The sequence below is a fragment of the Flavobacterium sp. MK4S-17 genome (genome assembly GCF_009848495.1).
Lineage (GTDB): Bacteria > Bacteroidota > Bacteroidia > Flavobacteriales > Flavobacteriaceae > Flavobacterium.
Genome location: NZ_WWEP01000018.1, coordinates 63,641 through 69,748 on the forward strand (window position 1 = coordinate 63,641; position 6,108 = coordinate 69,748).

The window sequence follows — 6,108 nt, forward strand, 5'->3', positions numbered from 1 at the left end:
TTATGACAGAACAGCCTATTTATATATTAGCTATTGAAAGTTCCTGCGATGACACAGCCGCTGCTGTATTGCAAAACGGCAAAGTACTGTCAAATGTTGTGGCAAGGCAGTCGGTTCATGAGGAATATGGCGGTGTTGTGCCTGAGCTTGCTTCGCGTGCGCACCAGCAAAACATTGTACCTGTGGTAGATGTTGCTTTAAACAAGGCAAACATAAGCCGAAACCAATTAAATGCTATTGCATTTACACAGGGGCCGGGACTCATGGGATCCTTGCTTGTGGGCAGTTCTTTTGCTAAATCAATGGCACAGGCTTTAAATATCCCGCTAATTGCGGTAAACCATATGCAGGCACATATACTTGCCCATTTTATAGATGAGGAGGGTTATGACAAACCTGAATTTCCTTTCCTTGCCCTTACTATAAGCGGCGGGCATACCCAGATAGTTAAAGTCAATAGCTATTTTGATATGGAGGTTATAGGTGAAACTACTGATGATGCTGTGGGTGAGGCTTTTGATAAAAGTGCCAAAATACTTGGGCTCCCTTACCCGGGTGGGCCGTTGGTAGATAAATATGCGCAGGAAGGAAACCCAAAGGCTTTTCCATTTACCAAACCCAATGTACCTGGGCTTAACTTTAGCTTTAGCGGATTAAAGACGCAGATATTGTACTTTGTACAAAAACGCACTGCCGAAGATACCACGTTTATTGAAAATAATATGAAAGACATTTGTGCTTCCATACAATATACCATTATAAAAATATTAATGGATAAAATAAAACAGGCCGTAAAAGACACAGGCATAAAGCAGGTAGCCATAGGCGGTGGGGTATCTGCCAATAGCGGCATACGCAACGCCATGAAAGAAGCCGAAAAAAAATATGGCTGGAAAACCTTTATACCTAAATTTGAATATACTACCGATAATGCCGCTATGATAGGCATTGTAGGCTATCATAAATACCTGGAGCAAATGTTTAACGATTTCTCTGTGGTATCAAAGGCACGTATAGCACTTTAATTATGCAGTTATTTTACAATCCTGACATACAACCCGGCAGCAACAGCTTTACTTTTGATAAAGAGGAAAGCAGGCATATAGTTAAAGTGCTGCGTAAAAAAGAAAGTGATAAAATACAGATTACAAACGGCTTAGGTACTCTTTTCACATCTGAGATAGTTTTTGCCAATGATAAAAAATGTGAGGTGAAAATACTGGAGGTCAAACAGCATGAGCCACTACCCTATTACCTGCACCTTGCGGTTGCACCCATTAAAATGAACGACCGCTACGAATGGTTTTTAGAAAAAGCTACCGAAATAGGCATAAGTGAAATTACACCAATAATCTGTGAGCATTCCGAGCGTACAGTTTTCAAGGCAGAACGTTTTGAAAAGATACTGCAAAGTGCCATGAAACAGTCATTACAGTATTATCTCCCAAAACTTAATGAGCCTGTACCCTGCAACAAATTTATAGAACAGGAAAAGGAAGGACAGCTTTTTATAGCCCACTGCGAGGAAACTGATAAAAAACTGTTGAAAACAGAAATACAGCCTAAACACAAAATCACCATACTTATAGGTCCTGAAGGCGATTTTTCTACAAAAGAAATTGAGTTGGCTTTACAAAAGGGCTATATACCTGTTTCATTAGGCAATACACGCCTGCGTACAGAAACTGCCGCTGTTGTGGCTGCACACAGTGTAGCTTTTGTGAATGAATAGTTTTAGTTCATTATCTTTGTTTATATGAAAAAGATTATCTGTTTATTTCTTTTATCACTGCCCGCTTTTATAATAGCGCAGGAAATAGCCGTATTAAAATATTCCGGTGGTGGCGACTGGTATGGCAACCCTACTTCATTACCCAACCTTGCCAAATTTTGCAATGCTAATATCAACACAAAGATAAGTCCGCGCATTGCCACTGTAGAAGCCGGAAGTGCCGACCTGTTTTCGTACCCCTTTATACACATGACAGGGCATGGCAATGTTGTTTTTAATGATAATGATGTTGCCAACCTTCGCAATTACCTCAACGGTGGCGGCTTTCTGCATATAGACGACAACTACGGCATGGATAAATTTATAAGGAAAGAAATAAAAAAAATATTCCCCGATAAGGAACTGCTTGCCGTTCCTTCAAGCCATGAAATTTTTAAAGGCCCGTTTTCTTTTCCGCAGGGTTTGCCTAAAATACATGAGCACGACAACAAGGCTCCGCAGGCATGGGGAATTTTTGCCGAAGGCAGGCTGGTGCTTTTATACACACTGGAAACCGACCTCGGCGACGGCTGGGAAGACCAGGAAGTACATAACGACCCGCGTGAAGTGAGGGAAAAAGCCCTTAAAATGGGAGCTAATATTGTTCATTACGCTTTTAATAATTAATGCCAAGGCAGCTAAATCATCACGAAACCTTTTTCCAAAAAAGGAAATTTCCGCTGATATTGGTTTGCGACGGGATAACATTTCAGCCTAACATTGGCTCGTTGTTCCGCATAGCCGAAGCCTTTGGCGTTGAAAAGATTATTTTTATAGGCGAGGTTGCCCTTACACCCAGAAAAATAAACCGTACTTCACGGAATACTCACTTAATGGTTGAACATTTGGTTATAAAAAACCATGAAGAGGCTATCAGCTATTTATCTGGCGGTAATTATGAAATTGTTGCACTGGAAATAACCGAAAACAGCACTCCCCTCCCCAAAATAAATGTGCCATCAAATAAACCTGTCGCCCTTATTGCCGGTGGCGAGGTTTCAGGGATAAACAGTGTGCTTTTAAAGCACGCAAACCAAATTGCACATATAGAAATGTTTGGCAATAACAGCAGCATGAATGTGGTGCAGGCTGTTGGCGTAGCCTTATATGATATTACAAGTAAAATGCAGTAATATTGGTACATCGGATTATTTTTTTTTCTTACATTGGGGTACTAAACTAACCGGGTATGATTACATCAAAAACTATTGCTAATGGCATATTAAGGGCTTTAGGCATTGCCCTTGCCTTATATATAGCAGTATTATTCCTTTATAAAATAAAAGCAGTTATTATTTACCTGCTAATTGCGTTAATAGTAAGCATGATTGCCTCACCGGTTATACGCTTTTTTAAGCGCAAGCTTAAGTTTCCGCACCTTCTGGCTGTAATTGTTACGCTGTTTTTTTTTATTTTGGTGCTTATAGGTTTTGTAATGCTTTTTGTTCCTTTAATAATATCGCAGAGTGAAAACCTTTCCTTGCTCAACACAGCCCAACTGGAGCAGGATGTAACACAGCTTATAGACAGGATAAACAGTTATTTTTCTGACCATAATATTGATACCCAAAAATTATTGAATGACTCTGACCTGACGTCAAGCCTTAACTTTAATTTTATTCCAAATTTTATCAATTCCTTATTGGGAGCTTTAAGCGGGTTTGGTGTTGGGGTTGCTTCGGTAGTATTTATCAGTTTCTTTTTCCTTAAAGATAAAAAACTGTTCCTCCAAAGTGCACGCAAGCTTTTACCGGACGCGCATGAAGAAAAGATACTGAACTCATTTGAAAAGATAAACCATCTGTTAAGCCGCTATTTTATCGGGCTTATACTGCAAATGACAATACTTTTTATCCTATACCTTATTGTACTGCTTATTTTTGGTGTGGAAAATGCATTTATAATTGCATTTATAACAGCTTTCCTAAATATTATACCTTACATAGGCCCGCTTATTGCAACTGTACTTGTTATAATTTTAACCATGCTTGGCTTTATAGCCCCAGATGCCCAGGGCGATATGCTCTCTACAACCCTGTATGTTGTAATTGGCTACAGCATTGCACAGGTAATTGATAATAATGTAAGTGCACCGCTTATATTTTCCAACAGTGTAAATTCCCATCCGCTTGAAATATTCCTGGTTATATTGGCCAGCGGTTTTGTATTTGGCATTATGGGCATGATTGTAGCTGTGCCGCTTTATACGGTGATAAAGGTTGTAGCAAAAGAATTTTTCCCCAACAACCCTGTAGTAAGGATGCTAACAAAAGACATTTAAATTGAACCCAAAACTGCTTGAACCCGAAATTCAGGAATTTATAATAAAAAATGAAGGCATACCTGCAACACAGCTTGCCCTTAAAAAAAATCCCTTTCCATATATTGAATGGACCGAGGTAATAAACCAGGTTGCAGCAAGGGGAAAAGCAAAAACAAAGTTACCTACATGGTACACTGCCAAAAATATAATTTATCCCTCCAAAACTTCGGTAGAGCAAACATCCTCTGAAGTTGCCGCCCGATATAAGGCATCGCTTATATCAGGCCACAGCCTTATTGACCTTACGGGTGGCTTTGGCATAGATGATTATTATTTTTCAAAAAAAGTTAATGAAGTTGCCCATTGCGAACTTAACCTTGAGCTATCTGCTATTGCCGCACATAATTTTAAGGAGCTTGGGGCAGATAACATTCAGTGTGTACCGGGGGATAGCACTGACGCACTCAGGCTGCTAAACCGCCAGTGGGACTGGTTGTATATAGACCCCTCCCGCCGACATGATGCCAAAGGCAAAGTATTTATGCTTAAAGATTGCCTGCCTGATGTACCCTATTTACTGGATTTTTATTTCAGGTTTGCACATAATATCATGATAAAAACTGCTCCCTTACTGGATATATCAGCCGGGCTTAGGGAATTGCATTCCGTTAAGGCTATCCATGTAGTTGCGATTAATAATGAAGTAAAAGAATTACTATGGATACTTGAAAAAGGGTATAAAGGCTCCCCTATGCTGGAAACCATAGACATTAACAAAGGTGCAGAAAACACATTTGCAACGATAATGGGGACAGAAGCCGAAGCGCAGTATGGCTTACCTAAAAAGTACCTGTATGAACCCAATAGCGCCATAATGAAATCGGGGGCATTTAACACTGTTTCTGTACATTTCTCAATAGAAAAACTGCATCAGCACAGCCATTTATATACTTCAGATAAACATATTGCATTTCCGGGCAGGTGCTTTGCAGTAAATAATATAGTACCTTACACCAAAGCTGAAATAAAAAAACATATTGAAGGAAAAAAAATGAATATAAGCACACGCAACTTTCCTTTAAGTGCAGATGAATTGCAAAAAAAATGGAAAATTAAAGACGGCGGCGATATATATGCTTTTTTTACTACCAATAGGCAAAATGAGAAAATAGTATTACTTTGCGCCAAAATATGAATAACTGCATAATGAAGCGAATACTTTTACTAATAACCCTACTTACATCATTTACTGTTTTTGCCCAAAAGGAATGTGAATACACCGTAATGGAAACCGAGGAAGGCAAACAGCTTAAATCAACAAAGGAATATTTATTGTATGAAAAAACATTTGCAGGTACATCGCAATTCCTTTTCTTTTCCCTGACCAACAGCGAAGGGGTACCAATACTTAATTTTCAGCAACTGTCAAAAAGTAAGGACTTCCCCAAAATGTACTGCCTTGATAAAGCCTCCAGGATATACTTGCAGCTAATGAATGGCAAAATTATAACACTGATATATGCGCTTGATGAGCAATGTTCCGGCCTTATATATGACGAAACTGAAAAAAATAATATAAGGATACTAACCGGCTCATTCCTGTTTACAAAAGGCTCGTTTGAGGAACTTGAACAATCACCCATTACCTTCATGCGGGTTAAATATGCATCCGAGACGGTGGATTATCCTATACGCAAAGAAATTGAAAACTCTTCCAACGGGCAAAAATACAATCCTGAATCATTTTTTATAGATTATCTTAAATGCATAAAATAATGCTATATACTGATTGTTAACGGGTTTTAAATTATCATTTAAAAAAATTTAAAAAACCTTTAAAAATACTTGCAGTTATTAATATAAAAAAGTTACATTTGCAACCGCAAAAAAGGATAAAAGCTATCTTTTTAAGCGGGAAAGGAGAGGTGCCGGAGTGGTAACGGAGCAGATTGCTAATCTGTCGGCGGGCAACCGTCGCCAGGGTTCGAATCCCTGTCTCTCCGCTTCTTTTCGGGGTGTAGCGTAGCCCGGTCATCGCGCCTGGTTTGGGACCAGGAGGTCGCAGGTTCGAATC

At 39.2% G+C, this 6,108-nt stretch carries 7 protein-coding genes and 1 tRNA gene; all 8 read left to right on the forward strand.

What is annotated here, in order from left to right; translation table 11 throughout:
* Window positions 1-2 precede the first annotated feature (2 nt).
* The 8 genes from tsaD to GSF09_RS08080 all read left to right on the forward strand — a co-directional run bounded on the left by tsaD (window position 3) and on the right by GSF09_RS08080 (window position 6,037).
* Entirely contained in the window at window positions 3-1,025 is a 1,023-nt protein-coding gene (tsaD, locus tag GSF09_RS08045; RefSeq protein ID WP_159800434.1) for a tRNA (adenosine(37)-N6)-threonylcarbamoyltransferase complex transferase subunit TsaD, read from the forward strand.
* A gap of 2 nt (window positions 1,026-1,027) precedes the next feature.
* A complete protein-coding gene (locus tag GSF09_RS08050; protein ID WP_159800435.1) occupies window positions 1,028-1,732 on the forward strand; it encodes a 16S rRNA (uracil(1498)-N(3))-methyltransferase in 705 nt (234 codons plus the stop codon).
* 24 nt (window positions 1,733-1,756) lie between these two features.
* On the forward strand, window positions 1,757-2,398 hold the full coding sequence (locus tag GSF09_RS08055) for a DUF4159 domain-containing protein (protein ID WP_159800436.1): 642 nt from the start codon (window positions 1,757-1,759) through the stop codon (window positions 2,396-2,398).
* Window positions 2,398-2,904 (forward strand): TrmH family RNA methyltransferase, encoded by a 507-nt coding sequence (locus GSF09_RS08060; protein WP_159800437.1) that lies wholly within the window; start codon window positions 2,398-2,400, stop codon window positions 2,902-2,904. Before GSF09_RS08055 ends, GSF09_RS08060 begins: the two co-directional genes overlap by 1 nt.
* Before the next feature lie 56 nt (window positions 2,905-2,960).
* Entirely contained in the window at window positions 2,961-4,052 is a 1,092-nt protein-coding gene (locus GSF09_RS08065; RefSeq protein ID WP_159800438.1) for an AI-2E family transporter, read from the forward strand.
* Between the two features lies 1 nt (window position 4,053).
* On the forward strand, window positions 4,054-5,229 hold the full coding sequence (locus GSF09_RS08070; protein WP_159800439.1) for a class I SAM-dependent methyltransferase: 1,176 nt from the start codon (window positions 4,054-4,056) through the stop codon (window positions 5,227-5,229).
* On the forward strand, window positions 5,226-5,810 hold the full coding sequence (locus tag GSF09_RS08075) for a hypothetical protein (RefSeq protein WP_236564861.1): 585 nt from the start codon (window positions 5,226-5,228) through the stop codon (window positions 5,808-5,810). The genes GSF09_RS08070 and GSF09_RS08075 overlap by 4 nt, the downstream gene beginning before the upstream one ends.
* Before the next feature lie 143 nt (window positions 5,811-5,953).
* Window positions 5,954-6,037, forward strand: a tRNA-Ser gene (locus GSF09_RS08080).
* The last annotated feature ends 71 nt before the right edge of the window (window positions 6,038-6,108 follow it).